The organism is Streptomyces sp. NPDC033221, assembly GCF_055577005.1.
Genome location: NZ_JBVIQN010000006.1, coordinates 279,046 through 303,271, shown reverse-complemented (window position 1 = coordinate 303,271; position 24,226 = coordinate 279,046). Strand labels below are relative to the sequence as shown.

Here is a 24,226-nt window from a genome sequence, read left to right as displayed (position 1 = left end):
CCAACGGCTCCGCCCGTCCGTCAGTCCCACGTGTTGAAGAGGATCCCGCCCACGGTGGTGCTGCCGTGATAGCGCGCCTCACGCCATTCGCCCTCGGTGAGCGCCGAGGGGTCCAGCTCGGTGAGCGGTGTGGCCAGCTGCTCACTGCTCAGGACCTCGAAGCCCGCGGCGGTGAAAGGCGCGGCCCAGGCCGGTGGCGCGAGGAATTCCTCCCCGTACCAGTGCCGGCGTTCCGGGGAGAAGGCGATCCAGGGGTGATGGGCGTGGCACAGGACAATGTGCTCGCCTGCGCGGCCGGTGACCGTCGCGGTGTGGAAGGTCCGCGGGTACGCCCGTTCCCGCACCTCTCCGACGGTCCCTCCGCCGAGACGGGCGGCGGCGTACAGAGCGGTGCGGAACATCCGGAGATCGGTCTGCGGGAGCGGCCCGTCCTTCGGCCGGAAGAAGCCCGTCGCGCCCCGTGGCAGCGTACGTCCGGCGCCGCCGTCGCTGAACAGCATGCTCAGCCCTGCTGGAACATCTCCGCCGGCAGCGGCTTCAGGAGGGCGTACAGGTCGTCGGTGATCGGCCGGTCCCAGCTGGCGATGGTGACCAGGACGCCGTCGCTGCGGTCGAACTGCGCGCAGGAGATCCGGCCCTCCGAGCACTTCACGCGCTTGACGATGAGCAGGTTGTCGTCGTGCATGACCGGGGTGTCCTCGGTCTCGACGACGGTGACCGGCTCGTCGTTCTCCAGCGCCGCGAGGAGCTGCGCCACCTCGAAGGGCACCTGGCCGTCCGCGAGGTCGCGCGCCGGGGAGCCCTCCGGGAGGTTGCCGATGATCATCGCGGGGCCGCGGCCGCCGAACAGGTCGTAGCGCAGGAAGACCCCCTGGCAGCTGCCGTCGGGGGCGGGCAGCAGTCCCGCTCCGAGATTGCCGGGCCAGTCCCCGGGGTCCATGGCGAGGACGTCGAAGTCAGGCCCGGCGGGCGTGGCTGCGCTGCGGCGGCGGAGGAAGGACATACCGCCATCGTACGTGGCCGCCGGCCGCCGCCGGGCCCGGCGTCAACGCAGTGGCGGCCCGTCCGGCGCGGAGCCCGCGCCGGAGGTCTCCAGCAGCCGCGGCAGGCCCGTGTAGTCCGTGCCCATCTTGCGGCAGACGCTGGACAGCAGGCGGGTGACGACCGTCTCCGGGGTGGCCAGCTCCTCGGCGATACGGCTGGTGGGCCAGCCCAGCGCGAGCCGTTCGGCGGCCGCCCGTTCCTGGGCGGTGAGCGCCTCGGTACCGGTGCTGTGCAGCTGGAGCGGGCGCAGGCCGGCGGCGGACAGTTCGTCGCGGGCGCGTTCCGCCAGGCCGTCGGCCCCGCAGTGGACCGCGCCTTCCAGCCCGCGGTAGAGGCGTTCGGCGGCATCCTGGGGCAGGCCGGCCCGGCGCAGCGCCGCTCCGTGGTCGACCAGGGCCTCGGCCAGCGCGTGTCCGGCCGGTGAGTGCTCCAGCTCGCGTACGGCCTCGGCGAGGAGTTTGAGGGCCCGGCCGCCGCCGATGACGGTGGCGGCGCAGTGCAGCGCCTCGCCGATCGCCGTCGCGGTGCCGAACCTGCGGGCCCGCCGTACGCCTTCCTCGGCCAGCTCGACGGCGCGCGGGCTGTCGGTGAGCGCCGTGGCGCGGGCGAGGTGCAGCTGCCAGGGGCACCAGGCGGGGTTGCGCATGCCGCGGGCCTCCAGCCGCCTGCCGACCGTCCTGAGGTGGTGTTCGGCGTGCCGGTGCAGTCCGCGGGCCAGCAGCAGTTCGCTGTAGACGGTGCGGGAGTCGGGGTAGACGACGGCGTTGGGCACGACGTCGCCGTAGCTGAAGTGGTCGGCGAGTTCCTGGGCGTCGTTGACGCGGCCGCGCGCGAGCAGGATCTCGATGAGGATGCCGATGGCGTACCACTGGGCGGGCACCGCGCCGCCGACCCGTTCGGCGATCCGCAGTCCTTCGCGGACCAGCGTCTCGGCTTCGGTCAGCGCGCCGCGGCGGTAGCGGATGTAGCCGAGCAGGGCGTGGCCGAAGGCCAGGTGGGCGCCGCGCCAGCCCTTGCGTTCGCACTCGATCATGCCGCGGGTGAACAGTTCCTCGGCGCGGCCGGGCTGGTCGCAGTACATGAACGTCATGGCGACGGCGACCGGGACCTCGAACCCGCGGTTGTCCTCGGTCCAGCTCAGTCCGCCGACCAGCGCCGCCTCGGCGTAGCGCAGGGCGGTGGCGGCGGGCTCGCCGTGCACCACGCAGTCCCAGGCGCGCAGGCCCAGGATGTAGCGCTCGGCGAGGCCGTCGCCGGTCAGGTGGTCGGCGAGCCGGGCGAGCCTGCGGGAGCGGGCGGCGGAGTCCGGTTCGTCGGCGCGGAAGGCGCTCCAGACGAAGTTCTCGGCCTGCATCCGCAGCCGGGTGCCGGGGAGGCTGGTGCGGCGGGCCTCGTCGGCGGCGAGCGCCGCGGCCTCGGCGACCTGGTCGGTGTGGGCGAGTGCCTGGGCCAGCCGGTAGGTGACGGCTTCGCGCAGCTCGGGGGCGACGTCCGGTTCCTCCAGGGCTTCGCGGAGGTAGTTGACGGTGACTTCGGGGGCGGAGAGGAAGGTGGCGGCGCCCAGTTCGAACAGGACGGCGGCGCGGTTCTCGGGTGAGGGCGGCTCGCGCAGGGCGCGGGCCAGGAAGCGGCGGGCGGCGTCGGGCGCGCCGGCCCGTACGTATTCCTGTGCGGCCTGGCGCAGCCGGTGGACGACCCAGTCGTCTCCCTGGCAGGGCACCTCCAGCAGGTGCCGGGCGGCGACGGTCGGTCCGAGGCCGGCTTCGACCACCGCTTCGGCGGCCATGTTGTGCATACCGACGCGCAGCGCGGTCGGGATGGCGCGGTGTACGGCGGTGGCGATCAGCGGGTGGGCGAACTGCAGGACGCCGTCCGGTGCCTCGGCCTGGGACAGGATGCGTGCTGTGCGCAGCTGGGTGACGGCCTCGTCCGCCGCGTCGGTGCCCAGTGCGGCGACGCCGGCGGTGATGTCGGGTGTGGCCGAGGTGCCCAGTACGGCGACGGCCCAGGCGAAGCGGACGGTGGCGCCGCCGAGCCGGTCGAGCCGGTCGGTCAGGCCTTTGCCCTTGACGGCGGAGGCGAGTTCGCGCAGGGCGGGCAGGTCCTCGCGGCAGCCTTCGACGCCGCGTTCGCGGAGTCCGGCAGCGAGTTCGACGGCTTCGAAGGGGTTGCCGTCGGTGACCGCCCAGCATTCGGTGCAGAACTTGTCCTCGGCGCTCTCGCCGATCGCCTCACGGACGATGCTGGCGACCGCGTCGCAGGTGAGCGCGGTGAGGGTGAAGGGGCGGGTGGCGTGGCGTTCGGCGAGCTTGCGGAAGGGGGCCGCGTCGCGCGGCAGTTCTTCGGGCCGGTAGGCGACCACCACGAGCATGGGGAGGTGTTCGGCCCGTGGCGCGAACGCGGTGAGCCAGCTCAGGGACTCCTGGTCGGCCCAGTGGGCGTCGTCCAGGACGAGCACGGTGGGCCCCCGCTGCACGGCGAGACGGGTCACCAGCCAGTCCAGGCCGTCGCGTACGCCGGTCGGGTCGGGCACGCTGCCGCCCGCGTCCGCCTCCAGGCCGAGGGCCGGGGCGACGATGTCGTACCAGCTGCCCAGGACGGTGCGGGAGGCGGTCTCGTCGTATGCGGCCAGGACCGGCTGCACGAGCTGGCGTACGACGTGGAAGGCCATGCCGTGTTCCTGTTCGCCGCCGCGCGCGGAGAGTACGGTGCAGCCGTGGGACGCGGCCCGGGCGCGGACCTCGGCGAGCAGGGCGGTCTTGCCCATTCCGGCCGCCGCGGCGAAGGAGAGCAGGCCGCCGCGCGGTACGGCGGCGGGTCCGCCGCCGGGCCCGCAGAGCCGGTCCAACGCCGCCTCCAGGGATTCGAGTTCGGCGTTGCGTTCGAGCAGGGCGCGGCGCGCGTCGCGTGCCTGCTCCCATCCGTTGGCCATGACTGAATCCGTTCGCCGCGTTGGGTGCTCCCGCCCGCCGCGAGTGCGGGCCCGTACCGGCCGCACTCTGCCTGCGATAGCGCAGAGCGTACGCCCATACGGACCCGCGGTAACCAGGATGAGTGACATGCTGCACACCGGGGGCCGGGCCGTGCTATAAGCGCGCGCAGCCAGCCGTTCCGGCCTGCCCGGAACCCCCGTAAGCAGCCACTCTTACGGGGGAAACGGTTGTGCGCGGGGGCAGTCGCGCCACCCGCGCGCGACTCAGCGGCGATCCGGCGTGAGCGACCCCTCGGTGCGCAACCGGGTCAGGAGGTTGCGGGCGGCCCGCTCGCCGGACGCCACACTGCTGTTGGTGGTGGAGTGGCCCAGGATGTCACCGCCGGCGAGCTGGACGCGGCCGCGCGGGTCGAATCCGGCCGCGAAGCGGGCGATGGCACGGTAGTCCCCCGGCCGCCGGCCGATCAGGCACGGGGAGACTCGCCAGATGTGCGTCATCGTGGTGTGGCGTTCCAGTTCGGGCAGCACGCCCATCCGGTGGACGCCCGCCAGAACGTGGTCCACCACCTTGTCGTCCCCCAGGTCCCAGTTGCGGTCCGACCACGCGCCGCGCAGGTGGGTCATGACCAGCCCGGCCCCCTCCGGTACCCGCTGCGGGGAGAGGTTGTGCTCCAGCACGAACGCGCAGAGGTCCGGGTGTTCGACGCGGGACGCCTGCACCAGCATGGCCCGTTCCGCTGTCGGGCGGTCCAGCCCGAAGGCGACGTGGATGCTCCGGGCGTACGGCGCGTCGTCCAGGAACTCGCGCTGTTCAGCCGCGAGTTGTCCGTACAGGTGCGGTACCTGCGGCGGCGGTACGGCCAGCACGCAGGCGGCGGCGGTCTCCAGATGCTCCGCCTCGCCCGGCCGGTGCCAGGTGACCGCCACCTCGTCACCGCGGTCCTCGACGGAGGTGACCCGGGCGCGGTATTCGACGCTGAGCTGCCGGGCCAGTCCCTTGGGCAGGAAGCCGACGCCTTCCTTGGAGGTGAAGAAGCCGCCGCCGCACAGGATGACGTCGATGAAGACGAACGGCATCGCGGCGGAGACCTCTTCCGGCTCGCCCAGGCACAGCCCGGAGACGAGCGGGTCGAGCAGGTACTCCAGTGTCTCGGGCCGCAGTCCGCGGCGGGTGGCGTACTGGTGGACGGATTCGAAGTCGGCCGCGGCCATCGCGGACATGTCGTGCGGCGTCAGCAGGGGACGCACCCGGCGGTAGTCGCGCAGCAGCTTGGCGACGTCGCCGAGGGGGAAGCTGGTCAGCAGTCCGCCGGTGGCGAGCTGCCGGCGGGAGCCGAGGCGGACGCGGTCCACCCGGCCGCCGCGGACCAGGCCGAACAGGTCGGATCCCGGTACGACCTCGCCGGCCAGGCCGGCGTCGGCTATCAGCCGGATCAGGTCGCGGTAACTGTTGATGAGAATGGTCGCCGCCCGGTTGACGGCGAATCCGCTGACGTCGACGGTGGCCATCCGGCCACCGGTCAGCTCCGGTCCGGCGCTTTCCAGGACGACGGTCGCGCAGCCGGCCCGCTGGAGCCGGAAGGCCGCGGACAGGCCGGCGATACCGCCGCCCACCACGACGACACGGGGCTTTGCACTCACACCGGTTCACCCTTCCTGCCGGTGCCCGGCCCGCGCCCGCCGGGGCGCCGGCACGGGTACCGGAACGTGATGACTGGGCAGAAGGTCCGAGGGGCCGCCGGGAACGGCCGGCCCCGTGGACCGCGATGCCGGGGGTGTCCCCCGGCCTCAGAGCCCGGGGCTCAGCTGGTCCCACCACCACTCGACCGGGCGCAGCGGCAGCGGTTCGAGACTCCCATCACTGGGCGAGTCCGCCCAGAGACCGAACGCGGGCGCCGGGTCGGGGGCGGCGCTCGGGTCGGACCGGTAGCGCGGGGACACGGCGCTGTAGTCCAGGTTGCCCCGGATGAAGTGGTCCAACTGCCCGAGGTAGCACCCCACCTCGGGGGTGGCCCGTACGGCGGTCCGGTCCCGCAGGGTGACGTACAGGCACATCAGGCGGTCGTGCAGCGCGGCTGCCCGGATCATGGCTTCCTGGGGCGGTACCCGCAGTTCGTGCTCCAGGACGCCGACGAGGTTGGACTCCAGGGACTGCTCCTTGACCTCGCGGTGGTACGAGTAGACGTCGTTGGCGAAGGTCACCAGTGCCGACGCGATCTGGGTGAGGGCTCGTATTCGCGGTGTCTCGGCCGCCTCGTTGGGCAGCGAGGTGCCCTCCGCCAGTTCGATGACGGCGATGGACGCCTTGGTGCCGCGGTCCCGCGGACCGATGACCAGGTACTCCTCCAGGCTCGGCACGGTTCCCGAGGCGCGCTGGCCCATGCCGACGCACGCGGCGAGAAACCATTCGGCAACTCCGTCGACCCAGCGCCGTACGACCGTGCCGGTGGCGTGCCGCCGGTAGCGGTGCGAGACCTCGCCGAAGGCCGCGGTGTAGGGGTCGGTCGCCGCGTCGTCGGTGGTCTCGGGGTGGTCGGCTCCGTGGATCACCTGGACGGCCATCGGGAGGAAACGTTCCGGGTTCCGGCTGAAGAGCCCGCCGTCCAGATAGACGTCGTCCAGCAGCAGCCCCAGGCAGGACCAGTCGGCGCCGATCTGCAGCAGGTCGGCGGCGCCGTCGGGCGCGATCCGGCAGGCCCACTCGGCGGTGCGGTTGGCCAGAACCTGTGCGTGGTGGAAGTCGTTGTCGCAGAATCCGAACCGCGCCATCCAGTCGACCACCCGCGCTTCGATGCCGGCGGTCTCGTGGTGCGGCGCCGCCGGGATGGGGCAGAACAGCTGGGGGACGACGACCGCGCCTTGCGTCGCCGTCGGGTCCGGGTCGTTCTCCGGCCGGTCCCCGGTTAACGGGACCGTGGCCGACCGGGCGGCGGGGGTCTCGTGTTCCGGGGCGCCGTAGCCTGTTGCCTGCATGGTTCTCTCCATGTTCACGGTGCTTGAGACGGCACTGCCGGTGCTGTGCCGCCGTCCGGCCTGCTGCGGGGCTCGCAGACCATGGGCAGCGGGCCCGGGCTCAGCACGGCCGCCGGGACCGGGCGTACGGTCCTGGCGGACGGCGGGCGCAGGCGCCAGCGCGCGGCGATGGCGGCAAGGGCGAGCACGGCTTCGGTCATCGCGAAGTGGTCGCCGATGCACTTGCGGTTGCCGGCGGCGAACGGGAGCATCGCACCGCTCGGAACGCTTCCCGCGCGTTCCGGCAACCATCGGTCGGGGTCGAACCGTTGGGGGTCGGGAAAGGCCACCGGGTCCTGGTGCAGCACGTACGCGCTGTACAGGACGGTGCTTCCCGGTGCCAGCCGGTGGCCGGCCAGGGTGGTCTCGGTGGTGGTGACGCGGGTCAGCGCCCAGCCGGGCGGGTACATGCGCAGGGCTTCGGTGATCACGCGCCGGGCGTGGCCGAGCCGGGGCAGGTCTCCGGGGGCGGGCGGGCGGCCGGCGAGCACGGTGTCCGCTTCGGCGTGCAGCCGGCGTTCTTCCTCGGGGTGGGCCGCCAGGAGGTGGAAGGTCCAGGCGAGCGCCAGCGCGGTGGTCTCGATCCCGGCCACCAGGAAGGTCATGAGCTGGTCGTGGGCCTCTTGGTCGGTGAGCGGTTCCTTGGCGTGGGGTGCCTCCTGGGAGGTGGGTGCGGTGGTGCCGTGGCGCGGGTCCGGGCCGCCCGGGCAGACGGCCGGTGCCGCGTCGCCACCGGTCGCGGTTCCGCCGTCGTCCGTGGCTTCCAGGAGCGTGGCCAGCAGGTCGTCGTGCTTCTCGGTGCCGGCGCGGCGTTCGGCGATGATGTGGTCGATGATGTGGTGCAGCCGGGACAGCGCCCGGTCGAAGCGGCGGTTGCCGGGGGTCGGGAGCTTGTAGAGGGGGCCGAGCGGTACGACCGCGCGCAGCAGCACACCGCGCATGACGGTCGACAGGCACCTGCGTACCTCCGCCGCGAGCCCCGGGGCGAAGGAGGTGGACATCAGCACGCCGGTGGTCACCCGGGCGGAGAGGTCCATCATCGCGTCGGTGACGTCCAGCGTGTGGCCGGGCCGCCACTGCCGCACGGCGTCGTCGATCTCGGCGCTCATCACGGTCGCGTAATCGGCGATCCGGGAGGGCCGGAAGCAGGGCTGGGCCAGCCGGCGCTGCCGTCGGTGCACGTTCTGCTGGCAGGTCACCAGACCGTTGCCGAGCACCATGCGCATCGTGTCGTACAGCGGACCGCCCTTGTCGTAGGTGCGCGGGTCCATGAGGATCTGCTGCACCAGGGCCGGGTCGCAGGCCAGCCAGACGCGTTGCGGCCCGAGGCGGATCGCGACCAGGTCGCCGTGGGCGGGCAGCGAGGCGAGGAATTCCAGCGGGCGCCGCCACAGCGGGAGCGCGTGTCCCAGCAGCGGTGCGCCGCCGGGTGCCGTCGAGACGACCCAGGCGGTGTCCGGTGCAGCGGTCGCGGAGCCGTGCGCTCGGCGTACGCCCGCCTCTCCGCGCATTCCCAGTATTCCCATCGGAGACCACCTCGTTGTTCGGCCGGTGTCCCGGGGAGCCGCCGAGCGGGCCCGGGACGGAAGGGGACAGGTAGGTGTGACGCACCATTACCTACCCGGGCGACCCTGTCGGTCCCATGGACATACTTTCTTGAGGGGGCGCGTCGGAGTGGGGGTCAGCTCACCGGAGCGGCATACGCTGAAACGGTACGGCGCGCGCCGGAGCCGCCCCGACGTCGGCAGTATCGTTTCACTTTCGAGGTGGGCGCTCTCGGACGGACAACCGTTCGTGCGGACGAGGTGGCGCGCCGGGGCCGTCCGCCCAAACGCGCCGTTCCGGGCCGTGGTGGCGCGCGACGGGGACCGGTGGTATAGGGGCGCCGCCGCGGCGGGCGGCACCCGGGTGCGGTGCACGCGCCGCGCGGGGCGCCGGCGGCGGGCCCCGGGCGAATCATCCACCTTTCCGATCACCTCCTCTTCGTACCCTCCACGTCTTCTTGAGTTCACTTGGGGCCGTCCGGGCCGGGTACCCGTCCCTTAGTGCCGGGGGCTTTCGTTCCGCATGTATGCCTGACACTCCTGTGGATCAGCCGGTACGACGTCTCGGTCGGCGCTTCTTCAAGCCCGTTGGCATCTCCGACTCCCCCGCAACCGACCGGCCGGCGGCCGACGCGGAATGCGAAAGGGAATACTTCCGCCCGGAAATCTCCGCCGATCTGCTGGACCTCCTCGGCGCGGAACTCGACCGGATCAAGGCGACGCTGTGGTCGCAGCACACCGACGCCGAGTGCGGCGCCGGGCCCCGGCGGTGCTGAAGGCGGCTCGCGCCGCCTGACAGCCCGGGCCTCGACGCCGCCGCCCAGCCGCAGGGAAGTTGTTGTGTACGATCCCCCCACCCTCCATCTGCTGATGCCGTCCACCGCGGACGGGTACCGGATTCCCGCCCAGGTCAGCTCCGAGCCCGACCTGACGGCCGGCTTCGGCCTCGCCGACGGTCCGCTCTTCCGCGACCAGCCGGCCCACGAGAGCCTGGCGGACGCCTACGACGCGTACGACTCGGGCCCGATGGTCGTCCCCGACGACCTCGACGCCGAACTGGCGCAGCTGCTGGACACCGCCGAACAGCCCGCCGTCGCCGACCGGGTCCCGGCGGCCGAACGGCACAGCCACCGCAAGCCGACCTTCCTGCACGCCGCCCGCGGCGGCCGGGAGGGCGGCACCCGGTCGTGGCGGCGCACCCTGAGCCTGGTGACCGTCGCCCTGACGTCCGTGATCGTGATGGCGGTCGCCATGCTCGCCGCGGTGGCGTCCTACCCGCCGCTGCGGGCGCTGGCCGGTGAGGCCACGTCGCCGCGCATCGCCCAGCTGTGGCCGCTGCTGGTCTACGGGCCGTGGATGGCCGCCATCCTGTCCATCCTGCGGGCCCGGACCCACCGGCGCCGCACCGCCCACTCATGGTGCGTCGTGATCTTCTTCGCGGCGGTGGCCACGGTGCTGTGCATCGCCAAGGCCCCCACCACTCCGGCGGGGATCACCGTGGCGGGGCTTCCGCCGGTCACCGTGCTGCTCTGCTTCCACCAGCTCATCCGCCAGCTCGACCCCGGGCCCTCGGTGACGCCCACCACCCGGCACGCGTACAGCAACCGCGGCGCGCACCGCCATCGTTCCGGACGCTGAGCCCCGGCCCCCGGCAGCCGTCCGTGGCCCCGGCGCCCCTCCCGTGCGGGGAGGCCGCCGGGGCGCGGCGGTTGCCTTTTCCCGTTTTTCCGGCCCTTTTCGTTGCACCGTGCCGCCTGCCGGGCGGTGGCAGGAATTACTCCGTGCCGTTTGCGGTGGCATATCAGTAATACCGTTCCGGCGGATCGGCTGATTCTCCGATCACCCTGCCGGCCGGGCATGTTCGGGCGGGTTGTGGAAACACCGGTGCCGTTTCGGGCGGTCCGGCGGAAGGGGCCGTCGTGACACTTTTTCCCACGCCCCCCTCATGCGCCCGACTGTCCGGAGGAAACTCCGCAGCAGAAACGTTGTTTGACCCGGGCGAGCGTATCCGGCAATTCCGTTGTTCGTTGGTGGAGGCGTGAACCCGTGCGTCCGTGCCCGACGAAGGAGTGTGCAGCGATGGCAGTGAGCTGGGCGAAGAGAATCGCTGTCACGGAGCCCGCCCCGAAGCCCGTCCGTTACGCCCGCTATCTGGCCCCGCACTGGCAGGGCCTGCTCCGGGTGGACAGTGAGAACGGCATCGGCATCGTTCCGGCCGTCGCGTTCTTCGGCGTCCTCGCCTCGGTCCTCTTCGGCGCGGGCGGCGCGGGGGTGGCGCTGCTGGTCGACGTGGCCATGGACCGCGACCACATGGCGCGCGCCTGGGTGACGTTCGACCTCGTGGTGGTCGTGGCGCTGTCCGTCTCGTACTGGCTCGTCGGCCGGTACGGCCTGCGGTTCTACGACACCGACCCGGCCACCAACGACCTGTGGCGGCTGATCACCGTCGCCAACACCGCCTGGCGGTCGCTGCCCCGGGCACACCGTACGGCGCAGAAGCCGCGGCTGCGTGCCGTGAACACCGCCGCCCGCATCCTGCTGGCCGACCCCGAGGACACCCGTACGCACCAGATGCTGCACGCGCACGCGGACGTCCTGCGGCACCTGGCCACCACGGTCCTCGCGGACACCCAGCAGGACCAGCCGCCGGAGCCCCCCACCACCACGTACGCGTCCCGCGCGGCCGAGCCGGTGCCGCGTGGTGAGCACGACCCGGTGCCGTCGGCGTCGCTGGAGCGGGCTCCTTCCATTCCCAACCAGTGCTGACCTTCGGCCCTTTGGACACCGTCGTGCGGGCGGTGGCTCCTTCCTGCGTGCTGTTCCGGTCGTTGCTGATGCGCGCAGCCGGAACGGCGGAGCGCCGGTGCCGGGAATCCGGCCTTGTGGGCGGTGCGTACCCGGGCCGGGGCCGGGACCTGACCTTGGCCGGGTCTGGTGGCCGCACCGTCGCGCCCCGGGGAGCGGGCTCCTAGGGTGGGACGCCGGAACCGGAACTCTTCCCGTCCGCTCCCAGGAGGTTCCCGTGAGCGTCAGCGCCAAGGGCACGTACCTGATCAAGAATGTGAGCAGCGGCCTGTACCTGACCGTCAAGGGCCACACCAAACAGACCCCCGCGGACATCGTCCAGGAGAGGCTCTACGACTGGCCGCAGCGAGCCGCCCAGACATGGCGGCTGGAGTCGGCACCGGGCGGTGAGCGCACCTTCCGGATGCAGAACCAGCACAGCGGCGGGTACCTCCAGGTCCGCAGGTGCGGCAAGGACAAGGGAACACCCCTGGTCCAGGAGCACCTGAAGGAGAACACCCCGGCGTACCGCAGCCAGTCGTGGCAGCTCGTCGACGAGGACCCGTACCGCGTCTCCAACCTGCACAGCGGGCTGTGGATGAACGTCCGCGACAACGCCGCCGCCGCCGGCACGGTCATCGACCAGTCGACGGAGAACACCGGCGCCTACCGCACCGCCGAGCAGTGGACCTTCGAGCCGGTCGAGGCGCGCGGCGCCGACCCGGTCTTCGACGCGCTGTCCGGGGTGCTGGTGGAGCCGGGCGGCGGCATCATCTCGACCGTCACGCACGTCTTCAAGGCGTCGCTGGAGGCCGCCGGGGGTGTCTTCGGCACCGTCGCCAAGTACGTGCCGGGCGACACCACGCCGTTCGTACGGTTCGAGGGGTTCCGCGGCGACGAGGTCGTCCGGTTCTCCTCGCGCAACCGGGTCGAGGCGGGGCCGCGGAAGATCAGTACGCAGTTCCCGCACCTGCCCAAGGAGTTCCACGGCGGCTTCGACTTCGTCACCCGGGCGCCGCGGCACAGCGGCCGGACCTACCTCGGGATCAAGGGTGATCTGACGGTCGCCTTCTCCGACAAGGGCAACGACGGCATCGACCGGTCCGAGGAGTACTTCCCGTCCCGCGAACTGGAGCCGTACGGCCGGGTCCTGGAGGCGGTGCCCGCCCGGCCCGACGACTCGCAGTACCTGCTGTTCTGCGAGCAGGGCACGGTGCTGATCGACGGCCGGTTCCGCGCGCCGGACCTGCGCGAGGTGCAGCCGGTGTCGCTGGGCCAGCTCCCCAAGGGCTGGCAGAGCCCGGACGCGGTGGCCTCCGCCACCGTGGGCGACGAGGTGCACTTCTTCGCCACCAAGGGCAACGAGTACACCGTCTTCACCCTGCGCGACCTCGTCCAGGGGCCCGCCCCGGTCCTGAACGCCTATCCGTTCCTGCTGGGGCTGTGGGCGTAGCGAGCGGCCGGCCGCGCGCGAAAAGGCCGCCGGGCGTGCCTTAGCCTGCGTCCATGAAGAACGCCCCCGGCCCCGACGGCTCCCCGCAGGTGCTCAACCGCTGGAAGGCGGGCCTGCGTTCGGTGCCCGCGGAGGTCTGGGGGCGTACCGGCCTGCGGGTGCTGATCCTCGCCGAAAATGAGCTGGCCGTAATCCCGCCCGGGATCGGCCGGCTGCGCGCGCTGCACACCCTCGACCTCGGACACAACATCCTGACGGCCCTTCCCGAGCAGATCGGAGACCTGACCGGACTCACCCGCTGTCTCTACCTGCACGACAACCGGCTCACCGCGCTCCCGGCCGCCCTCGGCAAGCTGGCCCGGCTCGGCTATCTCAACGTCGGGGACAATCCGCTCGGCCGGCTGCCCGAGTCGCTCGGCGACATGGCCGGGCTGCACGAACTCCGCGCACAGCGCGCAGCCCTCACGGACGCCCCGGCCTCCCTCGGCCGGCTCGCGCGCCTGCGGGAGCTGTGGCTGCGCGGCAACCACCTCACGGGGCTGCCCGCCACCGTGAGCGGCCTGCGGGCGCTGCGGGAGCTGGAGCTGCGGGAGAACGCCCTGTCCCGGGTGCCGGAGGGCCTGCGCGGGCTGCCGTTGCTGCGCCGGCTCGACCTGCGCAGCAACGGACTGGACGACGTACCGCACTGGCTGGCCGAGTTGCCGTGTCTGGAGAAGCTGGACCTGCGCTGGAACTCCGTGGACCACGACGCGGCTGCACTGCGCGCGCTGCGCGAGCGCGGCTGTGTCGTGCTGACGTGACCCGGCCGCCACCTGGCACGGTCGGCACCGGCACGGCCGGACCGCCCCCGCCTCCCGCCCGCGGCACGTCAGGTCAGGTCGAACTCACCGTCGCGGGCGCCGAGGACGAACCCGCGCCACTCGGCCGGTGTGAAGACCAGCGCGGGCACTTCCGGCGTGCGCCGGTTGCGCATCGCGATCCAGCCCTCGACGAAGGCGACCTGTACGTCGCCCATTCCCTGGCTGCTCGACTGCCACGCGGCGCCCGTCAGGTCGAGCTCCGTCCTGGCTCCGTCCGCGAACCGCTGTTCGATGATGCCCTCGGCCACGTCGCTGCTCCTCCCGGTTCGGCGTCGCGGTCAGCCTAGCCACCGTGTCCGGTGTCGGACAGGGCGCGCTTCAGGTGGCGGGCGGTTCGGCGCCCACCAGCCACATGGAGAAGAACTGGGACCCGCCCCCGTAGGCGTGTCCCAGGGCCCGGCGCGCGCCGGGGACCTGGTGTTCTCCCGCCCGGCCCCGCACCTGGAGCGCCGCCTCGGCGAAGCGGATCATGCCGGAGGCGCCGATCGGATTGGCGGACAGCACCCCTCCGGAAGGGTTGACAGGCAGGTCGCCGTCGAGTTCCGTCACCCCGGACTCGGTGAGCTTCCAGCCCTCGCCGGGCGCGGCGAAGCCCAGGTTCTCCAGCCACATCGGCTCGTACCAGCTGAACGGTACGTACATCTCCACCGCGTCGATCTCCCGGCGCGGGTCGGTGATCCCGGCCTGCCGGTACACGGCGGCCGCGCAGTCCTTGCCCGCCTGCGGGGAGACGAAGTCCTTGCCCGCGAAGAGGGTCGGTTCGCTGCGCATCGCCCCGCCGTGCACCCAGGCGGCGGGCCGGGGCGCCCGCCGCGCGCCCGCGCGGTCGGTCAGGACCATCGCGCAGGCGCCGTCGGAGGACGGGCAGGTCTCGGAGTAGCGGACCGGGTCCCAGAGCATCGGGGACGCCTGGACCTTCTCCAGGGTGATGTCGTGCTCATGGAGGTGGGCGTACGGGTTCTTCAGCGCGTTGCGGCGGTCCTTGTACGCGACCAGGGAACCGACCGTGGCGGGCGCGCCCGTACGCCGCATGTAGGCGCGTACGTGCGGGGCGAAGAAGCCGCCGGCGCCCGCCAGCAGCGGCTGCTGGAAGGGGACCGGGAGCGACAGCCCCCACATCGCGTTGGACTCGGACTGCTTCTCGAAGGCCAGGATCAGGACGGTGCGGTGCACCCGGGCGGCCACGAGGTCGGCGGCTACCAGGGCGGTGGAGCCGCCGACCGAGCCCGCGGTGTGCACCCGCAGCATCGGTTTGCCGACCGCGCCGAGCGCGTCGGCGAGGTACAGCTCGGGCATCATCACGCCCTCGAAGAAGTCGGGGGCCTTGCCGATGACGACGGCGTCGATGTCCTGCCAGGTCAGTTCGGCGTCGTCCAGGGCCCGCCGGGCGGCCTCGCGTACGAGGCCGGCCAGGGAGACGTCGCGGCGCGCGGCGACGTGCCGGGTCTGGCCGACGCCGATCACGGCAACGGGCTCCTTGGACACTGCGGACCGGGACGCTCCGGCCTTGCTCATCGCGGCTCCCCTTCGAGTACGGCGACCAGGTTCTGCTGGAGGCAGGGCCCCGAGGTGGCGTGGGCCAGCGCCCGCCGCGACTCGCCGCCCCGGACGCGGAGCGCGGCCTCGCCGATCCGGATCAGTCCGGTGGCCATCATGGGGTTCGCGGCGAGCGCGCCGCCGGACGGGTTGATCCGCACCCCGTCGAGCAGCCGCAGCGCCTTGCGGAGCACGACCTCCTGCGAGGAGAACGGGGCGTGCAGTTCCGCGGTGTCCACCGGCCGTTCGAAGGCTCCGGCGCGCTCCGCGGCCAGGCGGGTGGACGGCGAGTCGGTGAGGTCCCGTACGCCGAGACCGTGGGCCTCGATGCGGTGGTCCATGCCGCGGATCCAGGCGGGCCGGTCGCACAGCCGCCGCGCGGTGTCACCGGCGGCGAGGACCACGGCGGCGGCGCCGTCGGTGACGGACGGGCAGTCGGCGGTGCGCAGCGGCCGTACGACGTACTCGCCGGGCGGCACGGGTCCGCCGATCCGGGCGTGCGGGTTGGCGGCCGCGTCGGCGCGGCTGCGGGCCGCGACTCCGGCCAGCGCCGCTTCGTCCGTGTCGCCCGCGTCGATGAGGGCCTGGGCCTGGAGTGCGGCCAGGGAGACGGAGTCCGGCCACAGGGGCGCGAGGTGGTACGGGTCGAGCTGGCGGGTGAGCACGTCGCGGACCTCGCCGGACGAGGACTTGCCGTACGCGTAGACGAGCGCGGTCTCGGCATCCCCGGTCAGCAGCTTGACCCAGGCTTCGTACAGCGCCCAGGCGCCGTCCGTTTCGACGTGCGACTCGGCGATGGGCGGCCAGGCGCCGACGCTGTCCAGCGCCATGGTGAAGGAGAAGGCCCGCCCGGCCAGGTAGTCCGACGACCCCGAGCAGGTGAAGTCGGTCTCCCCGGCCCGCAGGCCCGCCTGGCCCAGTACGTCCTGGAGCACCGGCAGCAGCAGTTCGGCCTCGGAGACCTCGGCGGTGTCGCGGGTGTGGTCGCTCTGCGCGAAGGCGACGACCGCGACCTGGCGGGGCGGCGCGGCCGGCTCGTGGGGCGCGGGCATCAGACCAGCTCCTTGTAGCTGTCGTAAGCGGCGTCGGGTTCGCCGGTGGGCCGGTAGTGATCGGGGAAACGGCCGTCGCCGCGCCAGACCGGCTCCACCCGCAGCCCCATGCGTACCTCGTCGTACGGGATGCCGCCGATGCGCGCGTGCAGGGCCAGGTCCGCGCCGTCCAGGGCGATGTGCGCGTACACGTACGGCACGTCGATGTCGAGGTTCTTGGCCTTGATGTTGACGATGCAGAAGGTGGTGACGGTCCCCTTGGGGCCGACCTCGACCCGGTCGCGGGTGGCCACACCGCAGGTGGGGCAGGCGCCGCGGGGAGGTACGTACACCTTCCGGCAGGACGGGCAGCGTTCGCCGACCGTCCGGTGCCCGGCGAGGGCGGCGAGGTAGCGGGACTGGGCACGGCCGGGCGAGTAGGTGTAGTCGAGGCGGGCGGGGGCGGTGATGCCGGTGACGGGGTCGGCGAACTCGCCGCTGTGCGGCGCTGCGTCCTTCGCATTCTCCGGCGCTCCGCCCTCGTACGGCTCGAAGCACGCGATGTCGGTGATGGCGCCGGTGCGTTCCGGCGCCCACCGGACGCGTACCCGCATCCCGGTGCGCACGGCGTCCGGCCCGGGCGCGTCCAGGGCGTGCAGCAGGGCGGTGTCCGCACCGTCGAGGCGCACCAGCACCCAGGCGAACGGCGTGTCCAGCGGCTGGTGGCGGCGCGGAGCCGGATTCCAGGCCCAGGTGGTGACGGTTCCGGTGCCGCCGACCTCGACGAGGTCGCGCAGCTCCTCGGCGGTGGCCGGGTCGTACTCGACGGGCGGCACCAGCACCCGCCCTTCGCGGGTGCGGACGCCGAGGACGACGCGCTCGCGCAGCCCGGTGAGGAAGGCGCTCTGTACGGGTCCGAGCGACCGGGTGAAGGGGAACTCGACGACGAGCGGGGCCGACAGGATGTCCGGGGTGTCCGAGGTATCCGGGGTGTCCGAGGTGCGGGAGGTCGGGGGCATACGGGCTCCTCGCTTCCGTACGGGGCCGGGTGCGACGGGAATCTGGCCCGGCGGGGTGGGGCGGGCCGGGGTCAGGCGCGCCGGAAGACGGGCGGGCGCTTCTCGGCGAAGGCCCGGGAGCCTTCCTTGGCGTCGGCCGTGTCGAAGACCGGCCAGCCGCGTTCCAGTTCGGCTTTCAGCCCGTCCTCCTCGGTCATCGCGGCGGTCTCGTAGACGGACGCCTTGACCGCCTCGACGGCGAGCGGGCCGCATGCGTTGATCTGTGCGGCGATCTCCAGGGCTGTGCCGAGCGCGTCGCCGTCCGGCACGACGTGGCCGATCAGCCCGATGCGGGCGGCCTCTTCGGCGGTGTAGGGCCGCCCGGTGAGCAGCATCTCCAGGGCGTGGGTGCGGGGGATCTGGCGGGCGAGGCGGACGGTGGAGCCGCCGATGGGGAACAGTCCGCGCCGTACTTCGAAGAGCCCGAATGTGGCGCTCTGTCCTGCCACCCGGATGTCGGTGCCCTGGAGGATCTCCGTGCCGCCGGCGACGCAGGGGCCTTCGACGGCTGCGATGACCGGTTTGCGCGGGCGGTGGTGGCGCAGCATCGCCTTCCAGTGCAGATCGGGGTCGGCCTTCAGGCGCTCGCGATACTGCTCGCCGTCCATGCCCCGCCCGGCCAGCGCCTTGAGGTCCATACCGGCACAGAAGGCGCCGCCCGCGCCGGTGAGCACGACCGAGCGCACGGAGTCGTCCTCGTCGGCCGCGGTCCAGCCGTCGTACAGGCCCACCAGCATCGGCAGGGAGAGCGCGTTCCGCGCCTCCGGCCGGTCGAGGGTGAGCACCAGGGTCGCGCCGTCGCGTGCCACGGTGAGGTGTTCGGTGCCGCCCATGCGTCCTCCTGTCCGTGCGGCCGCGGGCCGTGCGCGTCCGCCGTCGGGCGGCCGCCGGTCCGCCGGCCGGTCGCCGCCGGCCCGTTCCGGAACGTAGAACAGGTTGCAGTAGCGCGGGGACGACTTCAATAGTTTTCTGACAGCCAGTCAGTTTCCGGTGCTGTGCCCCTTCCCCCGTACGGCGCGCGGCGCTCTAATGACCGCGAACCGACGCCGCCGCCCGTTCTGGAGGAGACGTGGAATACAATCTCGCCGATCTGTTCGAGTCGGTCGTCGACACGGTTCCCGGACGCGAGGCGCTGGTCTTCCTCGACCACCCGGGTACGGGCGCGGAGCACCGGCTGACCTACGCCGAGCTGGACCGCGCCGCCAGCCGCCTCGCCCACCATCTGCGCGACCACGGCGTCACCCCGGGCTCACACGTCGGCCTGCACCTCTACAACGGCGTCGCATACCTCCAGACCCTCTACGCCTGTCTGAAGATCCGCGCCGTCCCGGTCAACGTCAACTACCGCTACGTCGAGGACGAGCTGGCCTACCTCTACCGGGACGCCGACCTGGTCGCCCTGGTCTTCGACGCGGAGTTCACCGGCCGGGTCGCGGCCGCCCTGCAGCGCGCGGACCGGCTGCGCCATCTCGTGCGGGTGGGCGAACCGCCCGCGGGCGCCCCGGAGCCCGGCATCGCACCGGTGCCGTTCACGGACGCCGAGGCGTCCGGCTCGCCCGACCGCGACTTCGCCCCGCGCTCCGGCGGCGACCGGCTCGTCATCTACACCGGCGGCACCACCGGAATGCCCAAGGGCGTGCTGTGGCGACACGAGGACATCTTCTTCTCCGGCATGGGCGGCGGCGCGCCGACCGGCGAACCGGTACGGCGCCCCGAGGAGCTGGCCGAACGCGTCGCCGCCGGCGGCGAAGGGCTCGTCTTCTTCCCCACGCCCCCGCTGATGCACGGCACCTCCACCCTCACCGCCTTCATCGCCTTCCACTTCGGCCAGAAGGTGGTCCTGCACCGCAAGTTCGTACCGGAAGAGGTGCTGCGCACCGTCGAACGCGAGAAGGTGACCAGCATCTCGCTGGTCGGCGACGCGATGCTGCGCCCGCTCGCCGACGCGCTGGCGGGCCCGCTCAAGGGCACGGACTGCTCCTCGCTGTTCAGCGTCAGCAGCTCCGGGGCGATTCTCTCGGAGACCGTACGGGCCCAGTTCGCCGCGCTCGTGCCGGGTGCCCTGCTGCTCAACAACTTCGGCTCCTCCGAATCGGGCTTCAACGGCACCGCCACCGAGGACTCCGGCCCGGGCAGCGGCTTCCGGTTACGCGTCAACGCGCACACCGCCGTCGTCGACCCGGCCTCCCCCGCGCACGCCCGGGTGGCGGCCGGCGAGGTGGGGCGGCTCGCGCTGCGCGGACACGTACCGCTCGGTTACTACAACGACCCGCGCAAGACCGCCGAAACGTTCTTCGAGGCGGACGGCGAACGGTGGGTGCTGCTCGGCGACATGGCGACCGTCGACGAGGTGGGCATCGTCACCGTCCTCGGCCGGGGCTCGCAGTGCATCAACTCCGGCGGCGAGAAGGTGTACCCGGAGGAGGTCGAGCAGGCGCTGAAGGCACATCCGGACGTGTACGACGCGCTGGTCGCCGGGATACCGGACGAGCGGTGGGGCAGCCGGGTCGCCGCGGTCGTACAGCTCCGCGAGGGGGCCGCGCCGCTGGGGCTGGAGGCGGTGCAGGACCACTGCCGCACCCGGCTGGCCGGTTACAAGATCCCGCGGTCGGTCGTCTTCACCGAGCACATCCAGCGGTCCCCGAGCGGCAAGGCGGACTACCGGTGGGCGAAGGCGGTCGCTTCCGGAGCGGGCGCTCCGTAGGGCACGGGGCCTGCGGCTGCCCCCGGGGCCGGACTCCGCAGGGGCCGTCCGTGGGGCCTCCATGGGGCCGCTGCCCCTCGGTACGGACCGGGCTCCGGCCGCCGCCCCGACGGCGGCCGGAGCCCCTGACCCGCTGGTTCAGGCGGTACGGCGGTGGCGGCGGCGCGGCCCACACACCCGGAATCCGGTGTGCGCCGCGCCTGGCCGGGGTATGACGGCGAGAATCTTCGACATGGGGAGTTCTCCTGAATGGGAAGAAGGGGACACCCGCACGGTTGCCCGCGCCCCGCGCCGGGTCGACAACCGGTCCGGCCGCTTCACCCGCTTGGCACACGCCGCGCCCCCCTAATGCAGCAAACCGGAGCCCGCGCCAAGGCTGGGAAGGGACCCGGCGGCGGTTCTAACCTGAAGCATGGACTTCGACGGCGTGGAGCTCGGTGACGCCCCCTCCGGGACGCACGGCATCCGGGTACGGCTCGACCCCGCGGAGCACGATCCCCGCTCCGGCACGGCATCGCTGTGCGCGGCGGGGCCGGTGGTGCCGGTCCTGCTGCCGGGCGGGGTGTCCGCCTGGCTGGTGACCCACCATCAGGCCGGGCGGGCGGTGCTGGCCGACAGCCGCTTCGTCAAGGACATCGGCGCCTGGCGCGCCTGGCGCGGCGGGGAGGTCCCCCGCTCCTGGCCACTGGCGCCACTGCTGACCGTCGCCAACATGACCACCGCGACGGCGGGCGACCACACCCGGCTCCGTGCGCCGCTGACCCGCGCGTTCACCGCGCGCCGCGTGGAGGGGCTCAGACCGCGCGTCGAGGAACTGGCCGGGGTACTGCTCGACGGACTCGCCCAGAGCCGTCCCGGGGAGCCGGTCGAGCTGCGGACCCGCTACGCCCACCCCCTGCCCATACGGGTCATCTGTGAGCTGTTCGGCGTGCCCGACAGCCGCCGCGACCGGCTGCGGTCACTGTGCGGCGCCCTGTTCGGCGCCCCGTCCGGCCCGTCCGAGGCACTGACGGTCCACCGCGAGCTGCGCGCTGCACTGGCCGGCCTCCTCGGCGAGAAAAGGGACCGGCCCGGGGACGACCTGACAAGTGCGCTGGTGGCCCCCGGCCCCCACCCGCTCAGCGAGAACGAACTCGTCGACACCCTGCTGCTGATGATCGTGGCAGGCCATGAGACCACCGTGAACCTGCTGGTCAACGCCGTACACGCACTGCTGACCCACCCGGGGCAGCTCGCCCTCGCGCGCAGCGGACAGGTGCCCTGGAGCGCGGTGGTCGAGGAGGCGCTGCGCTGGGACCCGCCGGTCGCCCACTTCCCGTTCCGCTACGCGCTGTGCGACGTGGACGTGGCCGGCCGGACCATCCGCGCGGGCGACCCGGTGATGCTCTCGTACACCGCCTTCGGCCGTGATCCGCGGCAGCACGGACCCGAGGCGGAGCGCTTCGACATCACCCGGACCCCCACCCGCCACCTCGCCTTCGGGCACGGCATCCACCACTGCCTCGGCGCGCCGCTCGCCCGGCTGGAAGCGGCCGTCGCCCTGCCCGCGCTCTTCGAGCGCTTCCCCGGCCTGGCCCTGCACATCCCGGAACAGCCGCCGTCCCGCCGTCCGTCCCTGGTCTTCAACGGCTTCGGCGAACTGCCGGTCCTCCTCTCCGCCGGAAGCGACCGGCCACAGCCCCCGCGTCCGCGCGACGGCGTATGACGGCCGCCCCGTCCCCGTCCGTCAGAGCCCCGTGGCACGGTCCGGGCCGCGGCACACGGACCGTACGGAACGGGCCAGCGCCACCGTGTGCAGGATGTCCAGGTGCTGTTCATGGCGGACGTGCGCGGCGGCGCCCGCCAGCGAGGGGACGCAGCGCGGCGATGTGCGCGCCGCGCCGGACGCGGCGATCGCCCGCACCAGCGCCTCGTTGACCCGGTTGATCTCCTCGCGCACCTCGCCCAGATCCGGCCGCTCTGCCGGTACCCGCGTGGGGTCCACGGTCCACCGGCGGTGCAGTCCGCGCTGCACGGTCTTGTTGGCCTCGATCTGGTCCCGGAAGATCCGCGCGGTCCACCGCGGGTCGGCGCCCAGCTCCGCCGCCCGCCGCGCCACCGCGTCCAGCACCTGCCGCTCACGCGCCGGGTCGTCGACGGGGCTGCCGGTGCCCCACTTGGCGGCGGCCACCAGATCGGCGGTGACGAGGCGTCGGGCGGACAGCACGGCGAGGGGACGCAGGGCGTTCGTCTCCCGGAGGGCCGGGGTGGGGACGGCGTCCGCCAGGGCGGGCACGGCACCCGGGGCCGCGGGCACGGCGCCGACCGACGCGGGCGCCGGTACGGCGGTGAGGAGGGCGACCGCGGCAGCACCCACGACCAGCAGCCGCCGCACGGGAGTTCGCATGTTCAGCACCACCGTCAGCCCTTCCGGACGTGGACATCTCCCGGCGATCCTACTGACAGCGGAGCGGGAGCGAGGCCCCCTCCTCGCTCCCGCCCTGCTCCGCTTTCCCCCGCTCAGCGCCGCCCGTGCAGAACGCGGTGCTCGAAGCGGGCAAAAGCGGCCTCCTGGCGCCACTCAAGAGCCGCCTTCAGGTTCTTGGCCAGGAACCGGCTGCAGGCCCTACGCGGCTGACGCGCACCGGGCCGTTCCGTACGGCACGGCCCCGAAAGCCCGTACGTACGCCGTCCGTCGACCCCGTCGCGCCACAGGCTGCGGCCCGGCAGGAAGGCGTGCTCCAGAGAGGCGCGGGCCAGGTCCTTCAGCTCGCGGTACCGCAGACCGTAGGTGACGGCCGCGTACCGGTACTCGCTGCTGATGTCGCTGCGCGAGATCCCGGGGTCGTCGGTGGCGAGCACGACCGGTACGCCGTAGCGCCGGTAGAGCGGGAACGGGTGCTCGGCACCGGAGACACCGAGGATCTGCCGGTTGCTCGTGAACGGCACCTCCACGGCGATGTTGCGCCGGGCCATGGTGCGCAGGAGAGCGGGCGCGCCGTCCTCGTGCGCCACGTCGACGCCGTGGCCGATGCGCTCCGCGTGCCCGGTACGCACCGCTTCGCTGATGTGGAAACGCAAGTCCTCGGGCTTGACCAGGCCGGGGACGAGTTCACCGGCGTGCAGGGTGATGTGGGCGCGTGGATAGACGCCGTGCAGATAGTCCAGCATCCGCATGTGGAGCCGGTAGTTGCGCAGCGCGTTCTTCTCGTCCTCCGGCTGGACGAGGTTCACCGCGACGTACCGGTGATCACGTTCGGCGAGGCGCATGCCGAGCGCCATCTGGGTGAAGACCCGCTCGGGCGTACCGCCGCGCGACACCTGCGAGATGTAGCGGACGGTCAGCCGGCAGCCGGGCCCCGGCCTGGCGGTGTCGCAGCGCGCCGCCCTGCGGAACTGCGCGGTGCCCTTGTCGACCTCCCGGCCCGCCTCGCGCACGAGCTTGTCCAGCTTGCCGCCCGCCACCAGCAGTTGGTGCATCCGGCGCAGGTCCGCGTGGTAGCCGACCCGTTCAGCCAGCTTCTTGCTTCCCGAGGAGGCAGGCGTCAGCATCGTCTCCAGGTAGAACTGGTTCTGCCGCGCCGCGGTGTTCGCCACGTCGGCCAGCAGCTCGCCGCCGTGCCGCCAGCTGACCTCGCCGAACTTCCCGAAGGCCGCGAAGAAGTGGTCGTGCCCCGACTCACCGGACGCCGACGAGAAGTCCTGCATCGACCAGGCCCGCAGGATCTGCCGGTGGAAGGCACGGTCCTTCCGGGCCTGCGCCGCCGGACGCGTGCCCGGCCCGCACGGTGCGGGCCGGGCGGCCATCGTCTTCTTGTCGATGCACAGCCCGTCGTCCCCGGCCAGCTTGATCAGCAGTTCGGTCGAGGCCGCGCCGGACAGGTGGTTGTGCAGGTCGGCGCCCTTGGGCAGGTCACGGAAGAAGGCGCGCAGCGCGGCAGGACGGTTTCGGAGCCCGTCGAGGCGGGCGGCGACCCGGCGTTCGGTGCCGGTGGGCACGGGGGCCGTACCCGGGAGTGCCGTGTCCGGGGCAGCCGGCCCCGGGGCCGCCGTGTCCGGGCCCGGTGGCGCGGCGAGCGCGGAGGACGGCAGCAGCGACAGCACGGCCAGGACGCCCGCACCCAGGACGAGCGGGGCGGACCGGCGGTGCCGTCGGCGATGGCGAGGGATAGTGATCACCCGCTCATCCTGGCGAGTCCGGCGGCCCGGACGGCGACGGCAGGCGGGACTGCGTCCCCTTGGGTGAACAAGATCCCGCCCAGGTGCGGGGCGGGGGTCCGGCGCGCGAC

20 protein-coding genes are annotated in these 24,226 nt (G+C 72.9%); 7 read left to right on the top strand and 13 right to left on the bottom strand.

The window, feature by feature from the left end:
* Window positions 1–20: 20 nt before the first annotated feature.
* From ACZ53K_RS10860 to ACZ53K_RS10835, 6 genes are all read right to left on the bottom strand, one after another.
* A complete protein-coding gene (locus ACZ53K_RS10860) occupies window positions 21–500 on the bottom strand; it encodes a hypothetical protein (RefSeq protein WP_468833885.1) in 480 nt (159 codons plus the stop codon).
* A gap of 2 nt (window positions 501–502) precedes the next feature.
* On the bottom strand, window positions 503–1,003 hold the full coding sequence (locus ACZ53K_RS10855; RefSeq protein ID WP_030018143.1) for a hypothetical protein: 501 nt from the start codon (window positions 1,001–1,003) through the stop codon (window positions 503–505).
* Between the two features lie 42 nt (window positions 1,004–1,045).
* Entirely contained in the window at window positions 1,046–3,976 is a 2,931-nt protein-coding gene (locus ACZ53K_RS10850) for an ATP-binding protein (RefSeq protein ID WP_468833883.1), read from the bottom strand.
* Window positions 3,977–4,240: 264 nt separating this feature from the next.
* Window positions 4,241–5,617: a protoporphyrinogen/coproporphyrinogen oxidase gene (locus ACZ53K_RS10845; RefSeq protein ID WP_468833882.1), complete on the bottom strand. Its 1,377-nt coding sequence runs from the start codon at window positions 5,615–5,617 to the stop codon at window positions 4,241–4,243.
* Between the two features lie 147 nt (window positions 5,618–5,764).
* Window positions 5,765–6,949 carry a terpene synthase family protein gene (locus ACZ53K_RS10840; RefSeq protein WP_468833881.1) on the bottom strand — a complete coding sequence of 395 codons (1,185 nt, stop codon included), beginning with the start codon at window positions 6,947–6,949 and terminating at the stop codon, window positions 5,765–5,767.
* A gap of 14 nt (window positions 6,950–6,963) precedes the next feature.
* Window positions 6,964–8,514: a cytochrome P450 gene (locus ACZ53K_RS10835; protein ID WP_468833879.1), complete on the bottom strand. Its 1,551-nt coding sequence runs from the start codon at window positions 8,512–8,514 to the stop codon at window positions 6,964–6,966.
* A gap of 545 nt (window positions 8,515–9,059) precedes the next feature.
* Here ACZ53K_RS10835 and ACZ53K_RS10830 point away from each other — a divergent pair.
* The 5 genes from ACZ53K_RS10830 (at window position 9,060) to ACZ53K_RS10810 (ending at window position 13,569) form a co-directional block, all read left to right on the top strand.
* Complete coding sequence (locus ACZ53K_RS10830) at window positions 9,060–9,308, top strand: hypothetical protein (protein WP_468833877.1); 249 nt, start codon at window positions 9,060–9,062, stop codon at window positions 9,306–9,308.
* 64 nt (window positions 9,309–9,372) lie between these two features.
* Complete coding sequence (locus ACZ53K_RS10825) at window positions 9,373–10,170, top strand: DUF2637 domain-containing protein (protein ID WP_468833875.1); 798 nt, start codon at window positions 9,373–9,375, stop codon at window positions 10,168–10,170.
* A gap of 441 nt (window positions 10,171–10,611) precedes the next feature.
* Window positions 10,612–11,298 carry a hypothetical protein gene (locus ACZ53K_RS10820; protein ID WP_468833873.1) on the top strand — a complete coding sequence of 229 codons (687 nt, stop codon included), beginning with the start codon at window positions 10,612–10,614 and terminating at the stop codon, window positions 11,296–11,298.
* A gap of 256 nt (window positions 11,299–11,554) precedes the next feature.
* Entirely contained in the window at window positions 11,555–12,769 is a 1,215-nt protein-coding gene (locus ACZ53K_RS10815) for an RICIN domain-containing protein (protein WP_468833871.1), read from the top strand.
* Window positions 12,770–12,822: 53 nt separating this feature from the next.
* Window positions 12,823–13,569, top strand: coding sequence for a leucine-rich repeat domain-containing protein (locus ACZ53K_RS10810; protein ID WP_468833869.1), 747 nt, complete (start codon window positions 12,823–12,825; stop codon window positions 13,567–13,569).
* Between the two features lie 68 nt (window positions 13,570–13,637).
* Here the strand turns inward: ACZ53K_RS10810 and ACZ53K_RS10805 are convergent, their stop codons facing one another.
* The 5 genes from ACZ53K_RS10805 to ACZ53K_RS10785 form a co-directional block, all read right to left on the bottom strand.
* Window positions 13,638–13,877 (bottom strand): DUF397 domain-containing protein, encoded by a 240-nt coding sequence (locus ACZ53K_RS10805; protein ID WP_468833866.1) that lies wholly within the window; start codon window positions 13,875–13,877, stop codon window positions 13,638–13,640.
* Between the two features lie 70 nt (window positions 13,878–13,947).
* Complete coding sequence (locus ACZ53K_RS10800) at window positions 13,948–15,114, bottom strand: thiolase domain-containing protein (RefSeq protein WP_468834023.1); 1,167 nt, start codon at window positions 15,112–15,114, stop codon at window positions 13,948–13,950.
* 26 nt (window positions 15,115–15,140) lie between these two features.
* Window positions 15,141–16,217 carry a thiolase domain-containing protein gene (locus ACZ53K_RS10795; protein ID WP_468833865.1) on the bottom strand — a complete coding sequence of 359 codons (1,077 nt, stop codon included), beginning with the start codon at window positions 16,215–16,217 and terminating at the stop codon, window positions 15,141–15,143.
* Window positions 16,217–17,215 carry a Zn-ribbon domain-containing OB-fold protein gene (locus ACZ53K_RS10790; protein WP_468833863.1) on the bottom strand — a complete coding sequence of 333 codons (999 nt, stop codon included), beginning with the start codon at window positions 17,213–17,215 and terminating at the stop codon, window positions 16,217–16,219. The genes ACZ53K_RS10795 and ACZ53K_RS10790 overlap by 1 nt, the downstream gene beginning before the upstream one ends.
* 71 nt (window positions 17,216–17,286) lie before the next feature.
* A complete protein-coding gene (locus tag ACZ53K_RS10785; RefSeq protein WP_468833860.1) occupies window positions 17,287–18,087 on the bottom strand; it encodes a crotonase/enoyl-CoA hydratase family protein in 801 nt (266 codons plus the stop codon).
* Between the two features lie 236 nt (window positions 18,088–18,323).
* Here ACZ53K_RS10785 and ACZ53K_RS10780 point away from each other — a divergent pair, with 236 nt between their 5' ends.
* Together ACZ53K_RS10780 and ACZ53K_RS10775 are read left to right on the top strand one after the other, a co-directional pair.
* Window positions 18,324–19,958, top strand: coding sequence for an acyl-CoA synthetase (locus tag ACZ53K_RS10780; protein ID WP_468833858.1), 1,635 nt, complete (start codon window positions 18,324–18,326; stop codon window positions 19,956–19,958).
* A 412-nt stretch (window positions 19,959–20,370) separates the two neighbouring features.
* Window positions 20,371–21,663, top strand: a complete 1,293-nt coding sequence (locus ACZ53K_RS10775) for a cytochrome P450 family protein (protein WP_468833856.1) — start codon at window positions 20,371–20,373, stop codon at window positions 21,661–21,663.
* A 21-nt stretch (window positions 21,664–21,684) separates the two neighbouring features.
* On the opposite strand, the gene ACZ53K_RS10770 is transcribed toward ACZ53K_RS10775, so the two are convergent.
* Both ACZ53K_RS10770 and ACZ53K_RS10765 read right to left on the bottom strand, forming a co-directional pair.
* Entirely contained in the window at window positions 21,685–22,344 is a 660-nt protein-coding gene (locus ACZ53K_RS10770; protein ID WP_468833854.1) for a chorismate mutase, read from the bottom strand.
* Window positions 22,345–22,457: 113 nt separating this feature from the next.
* On the bottom strand, window positions 22,458–24,116 hold the full coding sequence (locus ACZ53K_RS10765) for an adenosine deaminase family protein (RefSeq protein WP_468833851.1): 1,659 nt from the start codon (window positions 24,114–24,116) through the stop codon (window positions 22,458–22,460).
* Window positions 24,117–24,226 lie beyond the last annotated feature (110 nt).